Origin of the sequence: Lacrimispora struthionigena (genome assembly GCF_048627165.1) — a bacterium.
Lineage (GTDB): Bacteria > Bacillota > Clostridia > Lachnospirales > Lachnospiraceae > Lacrimispora.
On record NZ_JBMBWP010000002.1, the window covers coordinates 623,515 to 642,364 of the forward strand.

At 42.5% G+C, this 18,850-nt stretch carries 21 protein-coding genes; 3 read left to right on the forward strand and 18 right to left on the reverse strand.

What is annotated here, in order from left to right:
- Positions 1-19 precede the first annotated feature (19 nt).
- The 5 genes from ACOAOT_RS11800 to ACOAOT_RS11820 are packed head-to-tail and all read right to left on the reverse strand — an operon-like array spanning position 20 to position 2,411.
- Positions 20-568: a hemerythrin domain-containing protein gene (locus ACOAOT_RS11800; RefSeq protein ID WP_420217135.1), complete on the reverse strand. Its 549-nt coding sequence runs from the start codon at positions 566-568 to the stop codon at positions 20-22.
- Positions 568-1,176: a hypothetical protein gene (locus ACOAOT_RS11805; protein WP_420217136.1), complete on the reverse strand. Its 609-nt coding sequence runs from the start codon at positions 1,174-1,176 to the stop codon at positions 568-570. Before ACOAOT_RS11805 ends, ACOAOT_RS11800 begins: the two co-directional genes overlap by 1 nt.
- 16 nt (positions 1,177-1,192) lie before the next feature.
- Positions 1,193-1,375 (reverse strand): DUF1858 domain-containing protein, encoded by a 183-nt coding sequence (locus ACOAOT_RS11810; protein WP_170823777.1) that lies wholly within the window; start codon positions 1,373-1,375, stop codon positions 1,193-1,195.
- A 15-nt stretch (positions 1,376-1,390) separates the two neighbouring features.
- Complete coding sequence (locus tag ACOAOT_RS11815; protein ID WP_420217137.1) at positions 1,391-2,056, reverse strand: anaerobic carbon-monoxide dehydrogenase catalytic subunit; 666 nt, start codon at positions 2,054-2,056, stop codon at positions 1,391-1,393.
- A gap of 19 nt (positions 2,057-2,075) precedes the next feature.
- Complete coding sequence (locus ACOAOT_RS11820) at positions 2,076-2,411, reverse strand: cupin domain-containing protein (protein ID WP_420217138.1); 336 nt, start codon at positions 2,409-2,411, stop codon at positions 2,076-2,078.
- Positions 2,412-2,569: 158 nt separating this feature from the next.
- Here ACOAOT_RS11820 and ACOAOT_RS11825 point away from each other — a divergent pair, with 158 nt between their 5' ends.
- The gene (locus ACOAOT_RS11825) at positions 2,570-3,253 is read left to right on the forward strand and encodes a Crp/Fnr family transcriptional regulator (RefSeq protein WP_104438605.1); all 684 of its coding nucleotides are present in this window, start codon (positions 2,570-2,572) and stop codon (positions 3,251-3,253) included.
- Between the two features lies 1 nt (position 3,254).
- Here ACOAOT_RS11825 and ACOAOT_RS11830 read toward each other — a convergent pair whose 3' ends face one another.
- The 5 genes from ACOAOT_RS11830 to ACOAOT_RS11850 all read right to left on the reverse strand — a co-directional run bounded on the left by ACOAOT_RS11830 (position 3,255) and on the right by ACOAOT_RS11850 (position 8,859).
- Positions 3,255-4,643: a HAMP domain-containing sensor histidine kinase gene (locus ACOAOT_RS11830; RefSeq protein WP_420217139.1), complete on the reverse strand. Its 1,389-nt coding sequence runs from the start codon at positions 4,641-4,643 to the stop codon at positions 3,255-3,257.
- Positions 4,644-4,648: 5 nt separating this feature from the next.
- Positions 4,649-5,347 carry a response regulator gene (locus ACOAOT_RS11835; RefSeq protein WP_420217140.1) on the reverse strand — a complete coding sequence of 233 codons (699 nt, stop codon included), beginning with the start codon at positions 5,345-5,347 and terminating at the stop codon, positions 4,649-4,651.
- Between the two features lie 74 nt (positions 5,348-5,421).
- Entirely contained in the window at positions 5,422-5,631 is a 210-nt protein-coding gene (locus tag ACOAOT_RS11840) for a copper ion binding protein (protein WP_277408183.1), read from the reverse strand.
- 23 nt (positions 5,632-5,654) lie between these two features.
- Complete coding sequence (locus ACOAOT_RS11845) at positions 5,655-6,374, reverse strand: hypothetical protein (protein ID WP_420217141.1); 720 nt, start codon at positions 6,372-6,374, stop codon at positions 5,655-5,657.
- A gap of 7 nt (positions 6,375-6,381) precedes the next feature.
- The gene (locus tag ACOAOT_RS11850; protein ID WP_420217142.1) at positions 6,382-8,859 is read right to left on the reverse strand and encodes a heavy metal translocating P-type ATPase; all 2,478 of its coding nucleotides are present in this window, start codon (positions 8,857-8,859) and stop codon (positions 6,382-6,384) included.
- 141 nt (positions 8,860-9,000) lie between these two features.
- Here ACOAOT_RS11850 and ACOAOT_RS11855 point away from each other — a divergent pair, with 141 nt between their 5' ends.
- Entirely contained in the window at positions 9,001-9,363 is a 363-nt protein-coding gene (locus ACOAOT_RS11855) for a winged helix-turn-helix transcriptional regulator (protein ID WP_420217143.1), read from the forward strand.
- A gap of 1 nt (position 9,364) precedes the next feature.
- Here the strand turns inward: ACOAOT_RS11855 and ACOAOT_RS11860 are convergent, their stop codons facing one another.
- From ACOAOT_RS11860 to ACOAOT_RS11875, 4 genes are all read right to left on the reverse strand, one after another.
- Positions 9,365-9,886: a DUF2318 domain-containing protein gene (locus tag ACOAOT_RS11860; protein WP_420217144.1), complete on the reverse strand. Its 522-nt coding sequence runs from the start codon at positions 9,884-9,886 to the stop codon at positions 9,365-9,367.
- Between the two features lie 163 nt (positions 9,887-10,049).
- Positions 10,050-11,921 carry an urease accessory protein UreH domain-containing protein gene (locus tag ACOAOT_RS11865; protein ID WP_420217145.1) on the reverse strand — a complete coding sequence of 624 codons (1,872 nt, stop codon included), beginning with the start codon at positions 11,919-11,921 and terminating at the stop codon, positions 10,050-10,052.
- 169 nt (positions 11,922-12,090) lie between these two features.
- Complete coding sequence (locus ACOAOT_RS11870; protein WP_420217146.1) at positions 12,091-12,876, reverse strand: shikimate kinase; 786 nt, start codon at positions 12,874-12,876, stop codon at positions 12,091-12,093.
- A gap of 77 nt (positions 12,877-12,953) precedes the next feature.
- Positions 12,954-13,292, reverse strand: a complete 339-nt coding sequence (locus ACOAOT_RS11875; protein ID WP_420217147.1) for a winged helix-turn-helix transcriptional regulator — start codon at positions 13,290-13,292, stop codon at positions 12,954-12,956.
- Positions 13,293-13,410: 118 nt separating this feature from the next.
- Between ACOAOT_RS11875 and ACOAOT_RS11880 the strand changes: the two genes are divergently transcribed.
- Positions 13,411-13,806, forward strand: a complete 396-nt coding sequence (locus ACOAOT_RS11880) for a pyridoxamine 5'-phosphate oxidase family protein (protein WP_420217148.1) — start codon at positions 13,411-13,413, stop codon at positions 13,804-13,806.
- A 55-nt stretch (positions 13,807-13,861) separates the two neighbouring features.
- On the opposite strand, the gene ACOAOT_RS11885 is transcribed toward ACOAOT_RS11880, so the two are convergent.
- The 4 genes from ACOAOT_RS11885 to ACOAOT_RS11900 form a co-directional block, all read right to left on the reverse strand.
- On the reverse strand, positions 13,862-15,532 hold the full coding sequence (locus ACOAOT_RS11885) for a HAMP domain-containing methyl-accepting chemotaxis protein (RefSeq protein WP_420217149.1): 1,671 nt from the start codon (positions 15,530-15,532) through the stop codon (positions 13,862-13,864).
- A 500-nt stretch (positions 15,533-16,032) separates the two neighbouring features.
- Positions 16,033-17,244 carry a DUF438 domain-containing protein gene (locus ACOAOT_RS11890; protein WP_420217150.1) on the reverse strand — a complete coding sequence of 404 codons (1,212 nt, stop codon included), beginning with the start codon at positions 17,242-17,244 and terminating at the stop codon, positions 16,033-16,035.
- 89 nt (positions 17,245-17,333) lie between these two features.
- Entirely contained in the window at positions 17,334-17,525 is a 192-nt protein-coding gene (locus ACOAOT_RS11895; RefSeq protein ID WP_104438620.1) for a ferredoxin, read from the reverse strand.
- Between the two features lie 171 nt (positions 17,526-17,696).
- Positions 17,697-18,794, reverse strand: coding sequence for a glycerol dehydrogenase (locus ACOAOT_RS11900; protein WP_420217151.1), 1,098 nt, complete (start codon positions 18,792-18,794; stop codon positions 17,697-17,699).
- Between the last annotated feature and the right edge of the window lie 56 nt (positions 18,795-18,850).

An 18,850-nucleotide genomic window follows, 5' to 3' on the forward strand; every position in this document is an offset into this window, starting at 1 on the left:
TGATAGAAGCCGGGTACTATTATGCCAGCTTGCTGCGAAGCCAGTTCTCGTAGTGGTCCTGTACTCCGTCTTTTCTGGCCTGAATTTCAAAGTTCTCTGTCTCTATATCCACATCATTCATTTTATCTGCGGGAAGAGCGCGGGCAGCAAAGGCATAGGCAGCCTGATCTTCTTTTTCTATATGACGCTGTAACAATGCGCCGTATCCTACAGCATTGGAAATGATATCCAGCTTATGGTCTGTGACGGGATCTTTTTCATATTCTTCGATTGCCGCTTCCAGCTGGGTAAGATGCAGTCTGCCCAGATCGTGTTCCACCAGCATTCCGTTACGGATCAGCTTATCGGCAACAGGACCCATATTCTCCATCATAATACGGAACAGGATCTTTTCTTCCTTTCCATGATGATGCTTGTCTGCATAATTTCTGCCAAAGTCGATGCATTCTCTAAGCAGAGCTCCGTCTACTTCTCCGCCCTCTACAATACCTGCACAGATCTTTCTTAAAAAACCGTTGAAAGCCAGAATATTTTCATGTTCCTTCATTAAAATATCAATTCCATTCATTAGCGGCTCCTTAATTCATACTCCTTATTTCCAGTATGATGAAATTGTACACTTGAACCTTCAAACATTCCCTGGATCAGGGCTTCTCTCAGTTCATAGTAGTTGCTTACATCTCCGTGGATCATATCCCAGTATGGCTGGTGTATTTCCACTGCCTGACGATAGGTCAGAAGATCCGGTTCTTCCTTTACAAGCTGATTCACTCTGTCACAGGGCATACCGTTTAATAACGTATTTTCCAGATGATCATAGGCCTGTTTTACAGATAAATTTCCACTTGCGCTGTGGTTCTTTCCGAATTCCTTTACTGCCTGTTTTATTTCATCAAGACGTGTGGAATCTTCTTCTAAAAGAGTTGTAACAGCATAAGCAAGGCGGTTTTCCACCAGGCTTACCCGCTCCTGAAGCCAACCGTGAATGTTATCTGTATTGATGTTATCCTCTAAATTACCTGTTTCCAGAGTTCCGTATCTGGAAGCCAGCTTCTCGTTTAATCCCTTTGTCCAGCCCTTTTCTTCTGCGTAAGCGGCTATAGCATCGGTCATTGCATTCTGAAGCAGGATTTTATTATATAACCAGATGTGAATCGGTCCTAAAAATGCACTCATTTTATTCCTCTTTTCTCTATTTGTTTAATTGTTCCAGCACTTCGTCCGCATCAAGTCCGTGAACCATGCAGGCATCCTCTAAGGATTCCATCTGGGAAGACGGGCAGCCAAGGCAGTGCATTCCGCAACCCATTAAAATTTCTGCTGCTTCCGGTTTGCTTCTTAAAATTTCTCCAATATACATTTCTTTCGTTATCATTATTTCTTCCTCCTGTTAATTGAATGTGGTTAATTTCTCAGTTATTTTTCTTAAATCTTCCTCTGGCATGGGAATCAGGGAAATTTTATGATCTTCTCCCAGGATTGCCAGTATATCAGGTGTAATAAGCTTCATCATGGATTCATAATCCGGTATTATAATAAAAGGACTTTCGGTGCTTATATCTGCTTCTTTACAGATCAGATTCATCTCTGCCGCTTCCTCCGCAACCGGAAGAAGATCTTCCATTGTTAAGTCATAGCTTATGATAGACAAAGCTTTGTAAAAGAATTCATTTATTTTTTCATTTTGATCACCCTTTACCAAGGCAGGAAGGGCATAAACTGCAATTCCTTTGATAGAGGATAAAATCAGGTGCTTTAAAAAACGAATGTCTTCATCAGCTGCCCAGATATTATTTATGTTATAATCAGAAGTATTACCGCAGACACTCTTACAAACGGCACAGCCAGGTGCAATCCTGTCTTTTTCCCTTCTGACCCTTAAAAGCATGTCTGACAGGGCCTGATCATCAAAGCCTGCATTGGCAATTGTTGTGATTAAACCTTCCATCAGAAGTCTGGTTACGGCTGTCTGGCGGATATTCATCTTACACGCTTTCGCCAGACCAATGAGCGATCCAGTCAGCTCATCTGATACATCGGACATTTGATTTTCCATTTCTTTGTACTGCCTTTCCTTAAAATATAACTACCAAAGACATCTTAAAACTTTCCTGCCCATACACAGCATGAGGCTTTTTCGCCGGCATGACCAGGGTTTCCCCTTCGTTTAAAATAAACTCAGTTCCGTCTACCGTAAACTTTCCTGTTCCTTCCAAGACTGTAACCATGGCATCTCCATTGGATTCATGGGTACTGATCTCTTCCCCTTTATCAAAGGCAAACAAGGTGACGCTGACTGACTGATTCTGTACCAGAGTCTTACTTACAATCTGGCCCGTTTGAATCTCAACTAAATCTGCTAACTTTAGAACTTCTTCCTGTGCTATATTTTTTAAGAGTTTCTCTGACATTTGTCTCCCTCCTTATTTTGTTCTTGTCTTTCTATAGCGATTATAATATAATATTATCATCATTTCCGTTGTTTTAACAACATTTTGAAGATATTATTTAAAAATGGAAAAATGGATATATGGAAAATACCATTCACATACTTAGGAGGGACAATCATATGGAAGAATTTCTGCCTGTTTTAAAAAAATCAAGCTTGTTTTCAGGTGTCTCGCCTGATGAAATCAGAAGCATGTTAAAATGCTTATCTGCACGAATGAAGTGTTATAAAAAAGATGAATTTATTATAAGAAGCGGTGATTACATTCATTCCGTGGGAATGGTTCTTTCCGGAACCGCTCTTATTATACAGGAAGATTTCTGGGGAAAGAGAAGTATTATCTCAGAAGTGATGCCTGGAACGCTTTTTGCAGAAACCTATGCCTGCATCTCATCCGTTCCCATAGAAATGAGCGTAGTTGCAGATTCTGACTGTGAGATTATGTTTCTGGATTTTAATAAGATTTTGACTGTATGCACCTCTGCCTGCGGTTTTCACACCCGGCTGATCCAGAACTTTTTATCGGCGATTGCCGGCAGAAATCTGGTTCTGACGAAAAAGATGCAGCACATGTCAAAAAAGACAATCAGGGAAAAATTGCTCTCCTACCTCTCCGCAGAGTCTTTAAAGAGCAATTCTTCCACATTTGATATTCCGTTTAACAGACAACAGCTGGCTGATTATCTTTCCGTAGACCGGAGTGCCCTGTCCAATGAGCTGAGTAAACTCCAGGCAGAAGAAATACTGAATTTTAATAAGAACCGGTTTACTTTAAAAGAACAGGGACCGGAAGGATATTTATAGACTATGATCCTGACTTAGGAATCGAGACTGTAAAACAGCTTCCCGATTCCTCTTTACTATCTGCCACTATGGTACCGCCATGGGCTTCCACAATGGATTTGACAATGGTCAGACCGATTCCGGCACCTCCGGTTTTCCGGTTTCTGGATTGATCCGTCCGGTAAAAGCGTTCAAAGATAAGAGGAAGCTCTTCTTTCCTGATTCCGATTCCTGTATCCTCTATGGTTACGACTCCACTCTCCTTTGTTTCAGATACGCCAATCCGGATACTGCCGCCTTCCGGCGTGTATTTGACGGCATTGGAAATTAAGTTGGAAAATACCTGTCCCATTCGGTTTTTATCTCCATCCACAAAAACCGGTTCTCCTTTTATACTGAGAGCCAGCTTTTTCTTGTTGATTTCTCCCGTCATATTCTCTGCTGCCTGACAGACTGCCGTATACAAATCCATGGAACCTTTCTTCAGACAAAAGCTATCCCCTTCGATCCTTGCCAGCTGTTCTAAATCAGCTACCAGAGTTCCAAGCCGTTTTACCTCTTCAAGACAGCTTTTTAAGCGTTCCGGTGTGGCATCCCACAGCCCCTCTGTCATCGCTTCCAGATGAGAACCAAGTGCAGTGAGAGGAGTCCGCAGTTCATGGGCTACATCGGCAGTGAGCCGTTTGCGCAGCCGCTCCTGCTCACTTAATGCTCCGGATAAATGGTTTATGGCTATGCCCAGATCATCAAGCTCTTTTATCCTGGTACCTGGTTCAAATTTAAGTTCGTAATTTCCTGTGGAAATCTGCTTGGCAATATAGGCAGTTTTGGTGACTGGGCGGGATATCCTGCTTCCTAATACACAGCCAACCACAACAGCACAGATGCTGGATAAAACTCCAATGACAAGCAAAACGATGTTCATCACACGGATAAAATTAAAATCGGCTTCATTCATGAAAAAGGGTCCGTAATATTTAATGGAAACGGAACCAGTCTTTTTCCCATTCTGAGTCAGCTCATAGGTGTGATCCACAAAACCGCCTTTTGCCCCCCGTTCTTTCATGCGTGCGGAAATATCATTCATGATCTGCCCGCAAAGCCTCATATCGTGATTCTCTGCATCCCACACCATGTTCCCATCTGCATCATAAAGCTTTATGATATATCCGTCATATAAGGAATTCATTCCAATTGCATGCACGTAATCCAGTTTCCAGCTTCTTTTGAACTCATCATACTGGCTTTCCAGTTCATCTGCAATATTATCCCGCCGCTCCTGGCCGGTTTTAGCAATGTATTTTTCAAATTCCCGGTTAATGAGCAGGTTGGAGGCAAGTCCGATTAATGCAATGGTAATGAGGAGGGTTAAAAGTATGGTCAGGGAAAGCTGTTTTCTTAAGGTCTTCATATGCATCAGCCTCCGAACTTATAGCCCAGCCCGGGAATCGTTAAGACATAGTCGGGATTTTTAGGATCATCCTCTATTTTCTTTCTGATATTTTTAATGTGGCTGTCAATGGCTCTGTCATAACCGGCAAAGTCCCTGCCAAGAGCAGTATCAATCAGTTCCTCCCTGGTAAATACCTTACCGGGATATTTAATGAGGGCAGATAATATCTTCAGTTCGCTTGGTGTGAGTGTCAGACCTGATCCTTTTTTTCTTACCTCATTTTTTTCAAAATCAACTACCAGATCTCCGTCTCTCCAAGAATTTCGTTTAACAAGAGGTACCAGATCCCCTTCTGTGCGTCTTAATACCGCTTCCACTCTGGCATACAGTTCCTTTAAACCAAAGGGTTTCATGATATAGTCGTCGGCTCCCAGCTCCAGCCCGCTTACCACATCCTCTTCCTCTACTCTGGCAGTCAGCATAATAACTGGAATCCGTGATTTTTTACGGATGGCGGAGCAGACCTCTTCTCCTGAGATATCAGGCAGCATTAAATCCAGTATGACAAGGGAGAGATTCTCCGTGTCAAATATTTCCAGTGCCTTCTTCCCAGTTTCGGCGGGGAATGTCTTAAATCCTTTGCTTTCCATGAGCATGCATACTACTTCCAGAATTTTAGGCTCATCATCCACTACCAGCACTTGCCTGCAGTTATTGTTCATTTCCTGTCACCTCAACTTTAAAAACTTTCAGTATGAAAAGAGGGAACCGGTCAGATTCCGGTTCCCGTCTTTCTTTATTCTACTACATCATATCCCTGGTCTTCAATCTCAGCTTTGATTTTTTCTACCGATGCTTCATCGGGATTGTGATCCACAGTTACAGTTTTTGCAGCTAAATCAACCGCTACTCCTGATACGCCGGATAACCCGCTTACTGCTCCTGTTATTGCTTTTACACAATGCTCACATGCCATTCCATCTACGTTTATTACTGTCTTTGCCATTTCAATTTCCTCCATGATTATAATTATTTAATATTAAAAGGCTTTAAAAACTTATTGACCTGCATTTTCTTTCCGTTTTCCATGACAGGAACCGGTGCGTAGAGCCAGCCTTCCACTTTTTCAGGGTCAACGCCAGCCGCAATCAACGGTTCTGGCGACAGAACAAACACAATATCCTTATCCTGTACCTGTTTTGTTGCGGCACTGATCTCTAAGTCTTTTGCCCATTCAAACATATTTCCGCCGCCCAGCTTTACTCCAAAATGATCCATATCCATATGGTAATTAATCAGGTTACGGCCATTTTTCACCAGTCCCTCATAGGAGGAAAGGGCGGATTCTTCTGTACCAGTGAAGCTTCCATCATTGAGCTTCACACCTACAGTTATAACATTGTCGTTTATCTCATAATTCTCAGGAAGCTTTCCGGTATCCAGACCTGCCTGGATAAATGGAGCTGCATCTGCCTGAAGCTTTACGTCAAAACGGGCACTTTCATTCGTTTCTCCGCTCCAGATAAAACGGGCTCCCCCGTCAGGAGCAGTCAGGGAAAAGCCTTTGCCCCCATCTTCCTTACTCACCTGATCAGGAATGGCATTTAATACCATATCAAAGGACTGTACCGACTTTTTACCAACTACATCAAGGGTACCTCCGGCACTTTCTACTGTCAGAAATATAATTGCTGCAACCACCAGTACACCGGCGGTAATTGCGGTTATTGTTTTCTTGTTCTTTAACATGGATCTGTCACCTCTTTCCTGTGTCTGGCCTAAACCTCTTTAACCGCAGCGCATTGGTCAGCACCGATACAGAGCTTAAACTCATGGCAGCTGCTGCAAACATAGGGTTTAAAAGAGGGCCGTTAAATAGTAAATGTAACACACCTGCTGCAATGGGAATTCCGATTACATTATAACCGAATGCCCAGAAAAGGTTTTGTTTAATATTACGAATGGTATGCTTGCTTAAATCAATGGCTGCCGGCACATCCATCAGGTCAGACCGCATTAATACGATATCTGCTGATTCCATTGCCACATCCGTACCGGAACCGATGGCGATTCCGATATCTGCCTGAGCCAGCGCAGGTGCATCGTTGATTCCGTCTCCCACCATGGCTACTTTCCGGTTCTCTGACTGAAGCTTTTTCACTTCATTGGACTTATCCTGGGGAAGAACCTCAGCAAGAACCCGGTCAATTCCTACCTGTTTTGCAATGGCTGCAGCCGTCTTTTTGTTATCACCGGTAATCATGGCGACTTCGATTCCCATCTTATGAAGCCGCTCAATGGCTGCACGGCTGGATTCCTTCACAACATCGGCAACCGCTACAATTCCTGCCAGTTCCCCATTGATTGCTACATACATAGGAGTTTTGCCTTCTTCTGCCAGCCTGTCTGAAATCTCTTCCATACCTGCAAGGGAGATGTTCTGTTCATCCATCAGTTTTCTGTTTCCTGCAAGGATATCTTCTCCCTCCAGACGAGCCTTAATTCCACGTCCGGTCAGTGAATCAAACTGCTCCGCATCCAAAAGGGTAAGTCCTGATTCCTTAGCTCCAAGGACAATTGCCTGACCAAGGGGATGCTCCGAACCTCTCTCAGCCGATGCGGTAAGCTGTAAGAGACGGTCTTTTGAAACACTGCCTGCCACAAGTACATCTGTCACTTTTGGTTTACCTTCTGTAATGGTTCCTGTCTTATCAAATACAATGGTATTTATTTTGTGAGCGGTCTCCAAAGCTTCTCCGCCCTTAATTAAGATTCCGTTCTCCGCTCCTTTTCCCGTACCTACCATGATGGCAGTGGGTGTAGCAAGACCCAGTGCACAGGGACATGCAATAACCAGTACGGAAATAAAGATGGTAAGTGCAAATTTTAAATCTCCTGCTGTACCGAAGTACCAGCCAATTCCTGCAAGCAGGGCAATGACACAGACAACTGGTACAAAGTATCCGGAAACGATATCTGCCATCTGGGCAATGGGTGCTTTTGACCCCTGGGCATCTTCTACCAGTTTAATAATCTGGGCAAGGGCTGTATCACTTCCGATTTTTTCAGCTTTAAACTGGATCACACCGGTAGTGTTTAAGGAAGCGGCGTAAACCGGATCTCCTTCTTTTTTGTCTACCGGCATACTTTCTCCGGTGAGCATGGATTCATCAATGGAAGTGTGTCCGCCTGTAACAGTTCCGTCTACCGGAATCTTATCACCTGGCTTTACCAGAATTACATCGCCGATTTCCACTTCGTCAATGGGGATTTCCTTTTCCTGCCCATTTTCCAGAATTACGGCTGTTTTTGGTGCAAGACCCATAAGCTTTTTAATGGCTTCACTGGTTCTTCCTTTGGATACAGCCTCTAAGGATTTGCCCAGTAAAATCAGAGTAATAATTACACCGGCTGATTCAAAATAAAGAGCATCTACTGCCATAAAATGTCCGGCAGCGATCTGGAATGTATTATAAATGCTGTATAAAACAGCTGCTGTTGTTCCGATTGCAATGAGTGAATCCATATTAGGACTTCTCTGAAAAAGTGCTTTAAAACCAATGGTGTAAAATTTATATCCAACCCCAATGACAGGGGCTGTTAATACCAGTTCCGTCAGAGCATAGGCAAGGGGATAGTTCATAGGGTCAATGGCTGATGGGAACGGAAGGCGGATAAAGCTGATCATGGGTGCCATCGCAATATATAATAATGGAAGGGAGAATACTGCTGAAGTAATAAACTTCGTCCACAGTGTTTTGATCTCCTGCTGCTTTCTTAATCGGTCTTCGTCCGCAGCATCTGCTTTGTTCACTTCCAGTGCCTGATATCCTGCCTTTTCAATGGCTGCCTTAATGGCGGATAATCTTACTTTCCGGGGATCATAGGCGATGGTTGCTTTCTCTGTTGCAAAATTGACTGAGGAGCTTTCCACACCCTCCAGCTTTCCGACTGCTTTTTCCACCCGTCTGGCACAGGCCGCACAGGTCATTCCGCCAATGGGAATGGTTACGTCCGAATATTCCGTTTTTTCTGCTGCTTCATATCCAATCTTCGAAACGGCGGCTTTAATATCAGATAAATCCAGGCTGCTGTCATATTCTACAAAAAGCTTTTCACTTGCAAGGTTCACCGATGCCTGACTGATTCCCGGAAGCTTCTTTACTGTTTTTTCAATTCTCTGGGCACAGGCCGCGCAGGTCATGCCTCTTATATCTAAAGTTTTATTTTCCATATATTTCACCTCTTTTAATTGGCTGATGCCTCTTGAAGTTTTTGAGTACTCATGATATTATTATGGCAGATATCGCAATTATTGCAAGTATGCACTTTTTAGTGATATAGTACCCAAAAAGATACTAAAGGAGGATTCACTATGCCCCCAATTGATTGTGCCGGCTACAACTGTCCGGTGGATGCAACCCTGGATATGATCGGAGGAAAATACAAAGCCCTGATTCTCTGGCATCTGATCGACAACACCTTACGATTTGGAGAACTGAGAAAACTGATTCCCCAGGCCACACCCAAGATGCTGACCCAGCAGTTAAGAGAGCTGGAAGAGAATAATTTGATTATAAGGACCGTTTATCCAGTTGTCCCTCCAAAGGTGGAATACACTCTTTCCGATCTGGGAATCAGCATACGCCCCATTCTTGAGGCCATGTATAAATGGGGAGCAGATTACTTAACACAAAATGGTGTTACCGTAAACTGCTCCATGAAATGTCCTGATTAATTTAATATGTTCTTTTCCAGTTAGCAAATATCTGTTTGGATTCCTTTAAAAAGTCAGAAGAGATCGTGATTGATTCATCCGTCACGGTCTTATTCTGATCGAATATAGGCCATGGATTACAGCCTCCGGCTTCCACTTCCACCCGGCTCATAGGGAACCTGTTACCACAATTCTGGCACACCAGCTCATTTCCATCCTGCTTATAGTATCCCCGCCCGGAATCGTAACATACCTGACAGGTATTAAATGCAGTTCGTATGGTACCGTCAGGCGCTTTTACTGCCAGAACCTCCATCTTGGTTCCATCTGCTTCTACCGGATAAAAGCTCACCTTTTCTGAGATATCTGAAACCGGAATTACAAGATCTGTGTCTGTCTGTGCACTTTTACTGTTGTTTTCCGATTTTAAAGCTGTGGTTTCCTGTGTTTTGGTTGCAGCATTGGAGCTGCAGCCAGTAAGTACCAGCAATGACATTGCAGCCACCATCGCTGTTTTAAGTATTGATATTCCTTTGGCCTTCATCGTTATTCTCCTTGTTATTCACTTTTATTTTCATTTCTTCTCATAAAAAATAATCCTGCGATCAGAGCCGCTGCCGGCAGTATGCAGTGCCAGTGACTGTATAATAATCCCATAAATCAATCTCCTTTCCATTCCTGTCAGAACCTGATTATTCATAGCATGATTATCCGCAGCATGATCCTCCGGACCCCTGAAACGTGTCCTCAGGCCATATCATAGTCTGAAATTTACTCACTTCATCCTTTACTGCATTTAGATCTACGTTCTCCAAATCATCTACCACCTTTATATATCCATAAAAGGAATTGTCCCCGGTAGAGAAGTCAAAGCTTTTATCTGGTACAAAATAAAGGGTGTTTTCTCCCTTTTCAAGGTAAAGCTCCGTAGCAAAATAAGGGATCAGAAGATTGGTTCCATAGTCCATATCCTGACGGTTATCAATAAATGTCCACTCCGTATCCACTCCGGCTTTTACCACCGCAACCGCCGGCTTAAATCCCTGACTGGTGAGTTCAAGAGTGATTTTTTGTACAGGTTTTCCATTCTCGTCCGTAGATTCCTGAGCAACAACCACATCATCAACTGGTATTTTATAACCGGCTGGAACCGGTTTTTGAGGTGTATATTCTTTTAATACTCCCTGACTTTCTGATTGCTGTCCGCCATCAGTCTCTCCCTCTTTTGAAACATTTATAGAACCACGTATCATACCCATCCAGCAGCTATATGGGATTTTTCCGGTTTTATCCGGCGTAAATTCCACCACGTTTTCTCCTGTATGAAAGGAATATTCGATGCCGTATTCCCTTATAATCATCCGGTTATTGCAGCCGTTTATACTTCCTGCAGGCGCATCTATAATCCACTTTACAGGAATTCCTGCCTGGACCTTAATATTTGGATACCGCCCTGGACTTAAGGTGCTGTTAATCACCTGCACACCGTCTTCTATTTTTATCTGGTCTGAACTTTCCTGCTGATTTCCACTGATGCCTTCCAGCCCGGGTAAGATTGCAGATGGACTGATTCCTGCCAGACTGACTCCCTGTGTAAACATGGACAGCCCCAGTACCACCACTAAAACTGCACCAGCAGTCATAACTCTGTTTGAAAATTTCTTTGAAAGAACCGTTGATAAAGCTCCCAGAAAAAACATCAGGGGAACGGTGCCAAGGCTGAATAAGAACATGGAAAGTGCACCGGAAAACGGATTTCCGGTTGACAGTGCATAGATCTGCATGGCCTGAAGTGGTCCGCAGGGCATCAGTCCATTTAACAGGCCTACCAAAAACGGACTGCTGCTTTTTGCTTTTTGTTTCTGGATTCTTACTGCAATAAACTTTGGCATTCTGGGATTTAGTCTTCGAAGCCAGGGAAAGATTCCCAGCATGTTGATGCCCATAATTACCATAAATATCCCTGCTGCCAGTTTTAAAACACCCTGAAAGGTGTTAGAAAAGGTTACGGCTGCTCCCAGACCTCCTGCCAGGAAACCCACGGCTGTATAAGAAATAACACGCCCGAGGTTGTAAAGAAATGCAGGCCGAAACGCTGCAAGCCGTCCCTGGCTTAATTCTTCCTGTCCGCTTTTCGGAATACACTGGGAAAGGTTAATGCCGCCGCACATTGCAACACAGTGAACGGATGTAATAAGGCCAATTAAAAAGAGCATTCCGTATCCCATTGTCTTATCCGCCAGCTGGCTGGGTACCAGGAGATTTAACAGACCGGATTGTTCTAAAAAAAGATACAGGGAAGCAATAATCATTAAAATACCTACAGTCCTGGATGTATCTTTTCTTTCCTGCCCCTGATCCGTTATTACGCTATACCCTAAATTTTCAATGATTCCCGTTATGCTCTGATAGGAAATAATATCCGTATCAAACGTAACCAGAGCGGTTCCGGCGTTATAGCTCACCTCCGCTTTTTCGATTCCAGCTGTATTACGTAATTTTTTTTCAATTTTATTCTGGCAGCTGATACAGGTCATCCCGCCGATACGCAATTTTTTCGTTCTGATTGCATTTCCCATTACGCATCCTCCTTTTTCATTTCTGATAGAAGAATAACAGGAGCATATGTAGAAGTTGTGTAGATGGTTTTTGGACACAAAAAAAACACGTATATCTCATTGGTTCAGTGAGATACACGTGCAGAATATGCAGTGATTCATTATTTAGCCGGTTTTAGTCTGATATCTCCTACTTTGTTTCCAGTTTCATCAGTGACTGGATAAGTTCCTCACAGATATCTACAATATCTTTTCCGTCTGTTTCTATTATTATATCAGCCGCGCTCTGGTAGAGGCTGGCCCGTCTCTCCATCAGTCCCTTGATATACTCAACATTCATATTTCCATTTAAAATAGGGCGCTCATCACTATCCTTCACTCTTTCCAGGATCGTCTCCGGACTGGCAGTTAAAAGCACGATTCTGCTGTTTTTCTTTAGGTTCTTCACATTCTCTTCTCTGATTACCGCACCGCCGCCGCAGGAAATAATCGTCTGCTGACAGTCCTTTAAACTAATGATGGCGTTGCTCTCACAGTTACGAAAATACTCTTCTCCGTACTTTGCAAAAATATCCTTTATAGGCATCTTCTGATCTTCCACGATTTTTGTATCTACATCCACTTCATTCATAGCCAGCATGTCTTTTAAATATTTGGACACTGTACTTTTGCCCGCTCCCATAAAACCAATGAGGGCGATGTTATAATGAAACAGACTCTTACTCTGCACACTTTTACTTTCTTCCACAATCTGACGGAAAATTCCAAGGAGCTCCTCTTTATAACCATGTTCACCAATAGCCCGGATAAGAGTCTCCTGCTGAACCTCTTCCTGTTCCGGCTGAAAAATGGGAAGGCCGTATGCTTTCTTGTACTCTATGATCTCCTCGATGCAGGAAAGCCGATTCATTAAAAGTTCCAGAATCTGAAGGTCACATTGATTTAAATCGTTTCTAATTTCTTTCAGTTCTCTCATTTTGCTTCTCCCTAAAATATCCGTTAGTATAATTTTTTACATTATACATACAGCTAAGGGTGATTGTAAAGCAATTCTTACGCCTTTTCTTTTATAAATTCAATATATTCATCTCCCCATTCTCCCAGTGCCAGAAGAACTTTATCAAATTTATTGCCGATTTCACTTAAAAAGTATTCTACCTTTGGGGGAATCTGGGAATACTCTTTTCTGACAATCAGTCCCTCTTCTTCCAGGGATTTTAACTGTCTGGAAAGAGTTGTATGGGTAATCTCCTCTGGCATCATTCGCTTCAGTTCATTAAAACGCACCGGTCCATCCTTTAATAAATAGAGAAGATAAATGGACCATTTTCCAGAGAGGATCTTCTGAGAAGTTACGTAAGGACACAGTCCAAATAAGTCTTTTTTATCCATATAGGTATCCTCCTTGATACTAGGTATCATAAAATATCGTAGTTTACAAAAATCTCATACTCGATATAATAATCTCGTAAACAAATTATATCATGGTCACACGAAAGGAGCAAGAGCGATGAACGAAATCCTCAATTACTTAAAAGAATGCGGAACATTTTACCTGGCAACCACAGAGGGAGATCAGCCCCGTGTTCGTCCCTTTGGTGCTGTATGCGAATTTGAAGGCAGACTTTACATCACAACCAACAATCAGAAAAAAGTTTTTGATCAGATGCAGAAAAATCCTAAAATTGAAATTTCCGCTATGAATAAGGGAACATGGATCAGACTGGAAGCTGAAGCAGTATGGGACGACCGCAGAGAAGCAAGAGCTGCCATGATGGAGGACAATGAGGCTGCACTCAGCCGCATGTATTCCGTAGACGATGGAATCTTTGCTGTTTTATATTTGAAAAATGCAACTGCTACCATTTGTTCTTTCACTTCTGAGCCAAAAGTTGTTACGTTCTAAACCATAACGGAAAACGGCAGCTGTTAAACTGCCGTTTCCTAAAAAAATTTTTCTGCTACTGTAACCGGAATTTCTCCACTTCCTGGGTAAGTAAGTGAGCCTGTGCCGCCAGTTCCTCGCTGGAAGAAGAACTTTCCTCCGCAGTTGCTGCATTGGTCTGAATGACAGCAGATACCTGGGACAGTCCCTGGTTAATTTCATCAATCATCAGTGCCTGTTTGGCTGAAGCTCGCTCAATTTCTCCAACAGAACGTCCTACAAGTTCTGATTTTTCTCCCACTCCAAGAAGCAGTCTGGCTGTTTCTTCTGCCAGTTTTTCTCCCTCTGATACGATTCTCACAGAATTTTGAATTAATTCTGCAGTCTGCTTTGCAGCCTCTGCTGATTTGCCTGCCAGGTTTCTTACCTCATCAGCTACAACGGCAAAGCCCTTTCCTGCCTCTCCTGCCCGGGCTGATTCCACTGCCGCATTTAACGCCAGAATATTAGTCTGGAATGCAATATCTTCAATGACTTTCGTGATACTGGATATCTTTTCTGAAGAAGTTCCGATATCTTTCATTGCAGAGTTTAACTTCTGCATGTATACATTTCCTTCTTTTAGACCTTCTCCGGTATCTGCAATATGAATCGTAGCTTTCTTTACATTCTCTGCATTCTGTTCTGCTTCCTTTGCTATGCTGTTTACTGATGCGCTTAATTCTTCTACCGTAGCGGCCTGTTCCGTGGTTCCTGATGCAAGTGCCTGAGCTGCAGATGCCACCTGGGCAGAACCTTCATTTACCTGGTCTGCTGCCACACTGATGGAAAGCAGCGTCCGGCTTAAATCCTTTCTTATTTTCTGTAATGCAAGGCCAAGAACGTCTTTATCAGAACGAAGAGGAACTTCTATGGTGAAGTCACCATTGCTGATGTCTTCTGCTGCATTAACCTGTTTTTTAATACTTCCTGTCATCTTTGTAAATGCATCTGCAAGCTGCCCGGTCTCATCTTTTGAATCGATATTTCCCAGATCAACATCGATATGACCGAGTGCAATACGCCCCGCCGCTTCCACAACCTGGGTGATGGGACGGCTGATCATTGCCGAGATTCTGTTTCCTAAAAACATTCCGAAGCCTGCACCAAATATAACGGTAAGGATCAAAACCACAATTAGCACATCAGCAGTTACACGATTGTCATTGTTTGTTTTATGTGCTTCTGCCATGCGGTTATCAATGAGTAAATCAAAATTATCAAACATTTTCTGGATATTGTCGGTTTCCTTTAAAAGTTCGGCATATGCTTCCTTACTATTTCCATTTCTTGCTTCTTTCAGGCAATTCTGGATAGCCGGCTCAAAAGAATTATTAAAAAGATCTACTGATTCATCAAGAAGTGCAAAAGATGCCGGATTGGTAATTGTCTTCCTGTACTCTTTTATATTTGTCAGAAATTTTTCCTTATCGCTATTAAATTCCTGTTCCAGCTTGTCCAGTTCCCCATTGTCACCTGCTACAATAACCATGGTTCTTGAATCAATTCGAAACTGATACAGTCCCTCTACGGCTTCCATCAGGTTCTCAATTGGCGCCGTCTGCTTTTCATACAAATATGTATCCATTGCGCTGATTCTGAAAAGTCCGGCAACTCCCGCCCCTCCCACAATAAGCATAATCAGAGTCAGACATAAAAAACCGGTCCGCAGTTTTCGGGAAATGCTGTAATCCTTAAAATTCTTCATTTAATTTCCTCCCTGTTTTATCTTTTGCAGCTAGTACCAGACTACTGATCGCAGTATATTTGGTACTGCGGTTTTCTATGGAAATTACAGAGTATACATACATTTAGCAGCTTGATGACGGATATAGAGACGGCGATCCCTCCAAATGATCCTTGAATCCCCGCACGTCAGAAGCTTAATTAGAGAGATGGGAGGCAGTTTTTTATAATTTTTTATGACGTAATTTATGACGGCTTTCTTATGTATATTAGCTAAATTAAAGAACGATTATTTTGTCAATTATTTTACATTATATTCTTAAATATTTAATTTATAAAATTACATCCTATTTGACAAACAATATATATTAGTTATATAATATATATTGTCGAAAAATACATATTTTTGTAACCGCAGTACCAAATATACTGTGGCATTTTTTCCTAATTAATTGATAAAAGAGCACAAGCATCTCGCAATTTTCATATGAAATATGGCCTGTACTCTTTTATTTTTATCATTTATTCAGACATCAATCTTTTCTCTCCCGTAATTTTCTGAATTTGGTCAATATCCTGAGTGACTTCCGCTACTCCAAGATATTCACCATCTATACTGCGAACCGCATAATAACGAATCAGGATATATTTTTCTCCCATTCTGATCCAGAAATCCTCCTGATCCTTCACCCCATTTTTAAAATCTTCTACGATTTTTTCAACAATGTGGACACTTGCAGGCGGGTGGCAGTTGGATACATTTCTTCCAATAATTGTTCTGGTTCTTGGAAATGCCCTGTCCTTTCCTTCCGAAAAATACTTCACTTTGTCCTCTTTATCAACAAATGTGATATCAAAAGGAAGTGTGTTAAGCAAAGCAGTCAGCTCTTGGGTGTTCATTTCCCCGGAAGGCAGCTTTACGATTCCATCTTCGCTAGAGACAGATACTTTTTCTTCCTTTTTCACTTCACCTGGCTCCCACTTTGGCACATGTTCAATTATATAGCCGATTTCTCCGCTTCCATCTGCTATGGTTTTCCACTCTTCCTGTGTAAGGGTCTCCATTAGCATGGGGATCATGATATTTTCTTCTTTAAATATCATCTCTTCAATCTTATCAGCCATATCCTGTGCTTTTTGTATCAGAGTTTCTTTTTGTATGGAATCATTGTTAAGAAGGGCTGAAACTTCTTTCACCTGGGCTCTGATTTCGTCATCCACTCCCCACATGACTTTGGGAGGCGCTGTAATTCCATATTTCTCCATATAGGGAAAGTAAAGATTCTCCTTCTTTTTGTAGTGGACATCCAAATCCTTCAGCTGTTCCACGCCTGCCTTTAACTGGTCTGCTGCTCCTGATCCCTCCAGTGCTGTCAGGGACAGATATGGCCGGACTTCCTTTTCCAGTATATGAGAGATTTTCTTGTTTTCCCGGACCAGTACCTGGAGAGGGTGACCGGGAATCAGTACCGGCTCTTCTGGTTGATGAATTTCCTCAATCGATCCCTTAAATACTGCCGCATGGACATCGCATAGTTTTTGCACTTCTTCCACGGGAAGCCCCTCCGCAATTAAAGCCCCCTCCGCTTCCGAAATCTCTGTGGCAGATACTCCATGAAATACGTGTTCAAACTGGGATTTCACCTGATCTACAGTCTTTCCCTCATGAAGCTGCCGGATAATGTCTTTGATTGTCTTTTGTCTCATCTGGCGGTTATTAATGTATTCACTCATTGCAGTTCTCCTTTTCATTTTATAATAGAGTAATAAAAACACCTCAGTCTGATTCTTTGCATCGTTTCAGAGAGAGGTGCCTTCAGTGATTATTCTTCTACTTTAATTACAGAGACCGGACAGCCTTCCTGTGCCTCAACCGCCGATGATTCTGATGACTCTGGGACGGTATCAACGTATACCTCTGCCGGACCATCATCACCCATACGAAATACTTCCGGACATACGGAAGCACAGAGCCCGCATTCGATGCAGCCCTCTCTATCTACTTCTGCTACCATTTTTATAACTCCTTTCTGTTCTGTCCCGGGGACAGCTTTCATTCTTTGACCCTGAATGCACTTTTATTGTTGGTAATTTTTATCGAAAATATTCAAATAAAAAGAAGATCCAAAGCCAGCCCTTTACTTGTGGGACTGACTGAGGATCTTCTTTTTAATCTATCTGATTTTTTAATTTCTTTTCGCCAGATATTCCTGACCAAGTACATCGGCAGCAATGAGAGCATCATAAAGCTGCCCAGGAGTTACATCTCCGATCATATTATGAATGCTTTCGCCTTGGGCACATGCATTTTTAGCAGCGATGTGAACTCTCTCTTTATCTGTTACACCAATTTCTTTTAAGGTCACCGGAAGACCTACACTGACACAAAATTCCAGCACCTGATCAAACTCTGCTTTCGGGGCATCTTCCAGCACCAGCTGAGCCAGCGTACCGAACGCTACCACACTGCCGTGCATTGTGGCTTCACATTCCTCCAATGCTGTAAATCCATTGTATACGGAATGAGATACTGCCAGACCGCCATTATCTGCGCCTACACCACTTAAATAAGTGTTGGCCTCAATAATTGCTTCCAGAGCAGGTGTTACAATCTGATTTTCACACGCCTTCAGTGCCTTATATCCGTCTTCTAAAAGAGTCTCATAACAAAGTTTGCAAAGAGCCATGGCGGATTTTGTAATTCCCCCATTTTCCAGGCTGGGTGCTTTTGCCTTCTCACAGGCTCTTGCTTCAAAATAAGTTCCCAGTGCATCTCCCATTCCTGCAACCAGGAATTTAACAGGTGCATGCGCAATAATATCAGAATCTACAATTACTGCATCAGGATTTTTGGGATAAAATATGTAATGGGAAAAGCTTCCGTCATTGTTATAGATTACGGACAAACCGGTACAGGGTGCATCTGTTGCTACCACGGTAGGTATGATTACTACCGGTAGCTTCTCATAATGAGCCGTTGCTTTTGCGGTATCAATGGCAGAACCGCCTCCAACTGCAACCACACAGTCAATCTGATTTTCTCTGACTATTTTTTGCATCCGCTCTACTTCGCCGATGGAACTGATTCCGCCGAATATCTCAAATTTCAATTCAGCTTCTTTTCCCTCAAAGCTTTTTTCAATTTTTTCATGGCAGTTTTTATATCCGCTGTTGCTGCAGATAAACAGAAATGATGTTCCAAGGTTCTTTGTTTCTTCATAAACCGCTGACAAAGCCCCCTGTCCCTGTACGTATTTTAAAGGTGATCTCATTAATTTCAGCATAGTAGTCTCCTCTCATCAATCAGTAAAATTTTATCGTTTATGCTACGTCAAATATA

Bases quoted from the DNA above. Each gene is read 5' to 3' on its own strand.
- ACOAOT_RS11850 (WP_420217142.1), bottom strand. From the start codon at position 8,859: ATGGAAAATAAAACTTTAGATATAAGAGGCATGACCTGCGCGGCCTGT.
- ACOAOT_RS11900 (WP_420217151.1), bottom strand. From the start codon at position 18,794: ATGCTGAAATTAATGAGATCACCTTTAAAATACGTACAGGGACAGGGG.
- ACOAOT_RS11815 (WP_420217137.1), bottom strand. From the start codon at position 2,056: ATGGAAAATCAAATGTCCGATGTATCAGATGAGCTGACTGGATCGCTC.
- ACOAOT_RS11800 (WP_420217135.1), bottom strand. From the start codon at position 568: ATGAATGGAATTGATATTTTAATGAAGGAACATGAAAATATTCTGGCT.
- ACOAOT_RS11810 (WP_170823777.1), bottom strand. From the start codon at position 1,375: ATGATAACGAAAGAAATGTATATTGGAGAAATTTTAAGAAGCAAACCG.
- ACOAOT_RS11870 (WP_420217146.1), bottom strand. From the start codon at position 12,876: ATGAGAGAACTGAAAGAAATTAGAAACGATTTAAATCAATGTGACCTT.
- ACOAOT_RS11820 (WP_420217138.1), bottom strand. From the start codon at position 2,411: ATGTCAGAGAAACTCTTAAAAAATATAGCACAGGAAGAAGTTCTAAAG.
- ACOAOT_RS11805 (WP_420217136.1), bottom strand. From the start codon at position 1,176: ATGAGTGCATTTTTAGGACCGATTCACATCTGGTTATATAATAAAATC.
- ACOAOT_RS11845 (WP_420217141.1), bottom strand. From the start codon at position 6,374: ATGTTAAAGAACAAGAAAACAATAACCGCAATTACCGCCGGTGTACTG.
- ACOAOT_RS11840 (WP_277408183.1), bottom strand. From the start codon at position 5,631: ATGGCAAAGACAGTAATAAACGTAGATGGAATGGCATGTGAGCATTGT.
- ACOAOT_RS11825 (WP_104438605.1), top strand. From the start codon at position 2,570: ATGGAAGAATTTCTGCCTGTTTTAAAAAAATCAAGCTTGTTTTCAGGT.
- ACOAOT_RS11885 (WP_420217149.1), bottom strand. From the start codon at position 15,532: ATGAAGAATTTTAAGGATTACAGCATTTCCCGAAAACTGCGGACCGGT.
- ACOAOT_RS11890 (WP_420217150.1), bottom strand. From the start codon at position 17,244: ATGAGTGAATACATTAATAACCGCCAGATGAGACAAAAGACAATCAAA.
- ACOAOT_RS11865 (WP_420217145.1), bottom strand. From the start codon at position 11,921: ATGGGAAATGCAATCAGAACGAAAAAATTGCGTATCGGCGGGATGACC.
- ACOAOT_RS11880 (WP_420217148.1), top strand. From the start codon at position 13,411: ATGAACGAAATCCTCAATTACTTAAAAGAATGCGGAACATTTTACCTG.
- ACOAOT_RS11855 (WP_420217143.1), top strand. From the start codon at position 9,001: ATGCCCCCAATTGATTGTGCCGGCTACAACTGTCCGGTGGATGCAACC.
- ACOAOT_RS11895 (WP_104438620.1), bottom strand. From the start codon at position 17,525: ATGGTAGCAGAAGTAGATAGAGAGGGCTGCATCGAATGCGGGCTCTGT.
- ACOAOT_RS11860 (WP_420217144.1), bottom strand. From the start codon at position 9,886: ATGAAGGCCAAAGGAATATCAATACTTAAAACAGCGATGGTGGCTGCA.
- ACOAOT_RS11835 (WP_420217140.1), bottom strand. From the start codon at position 5,347: ATGAACAATAACTGCAGGCAAGTGCTGGTAGTGGATGATGAGCCTAAA.
- ACOAOT_RS11875 (WP_420217147.1), bottom strand. From the start codon at position 13,292: ATGGATAAAAAAGACTTATTTGGACTGTGTCCTTACGTAACTTCTCAG.
- ACOAOT_RS11830 (WP_420217139.1), bottom strand. From the start codon at position 4,643: ATGAAGACCTTAAGAAAACAGCTTTCCCTGACCATACTTTTAACCCTC.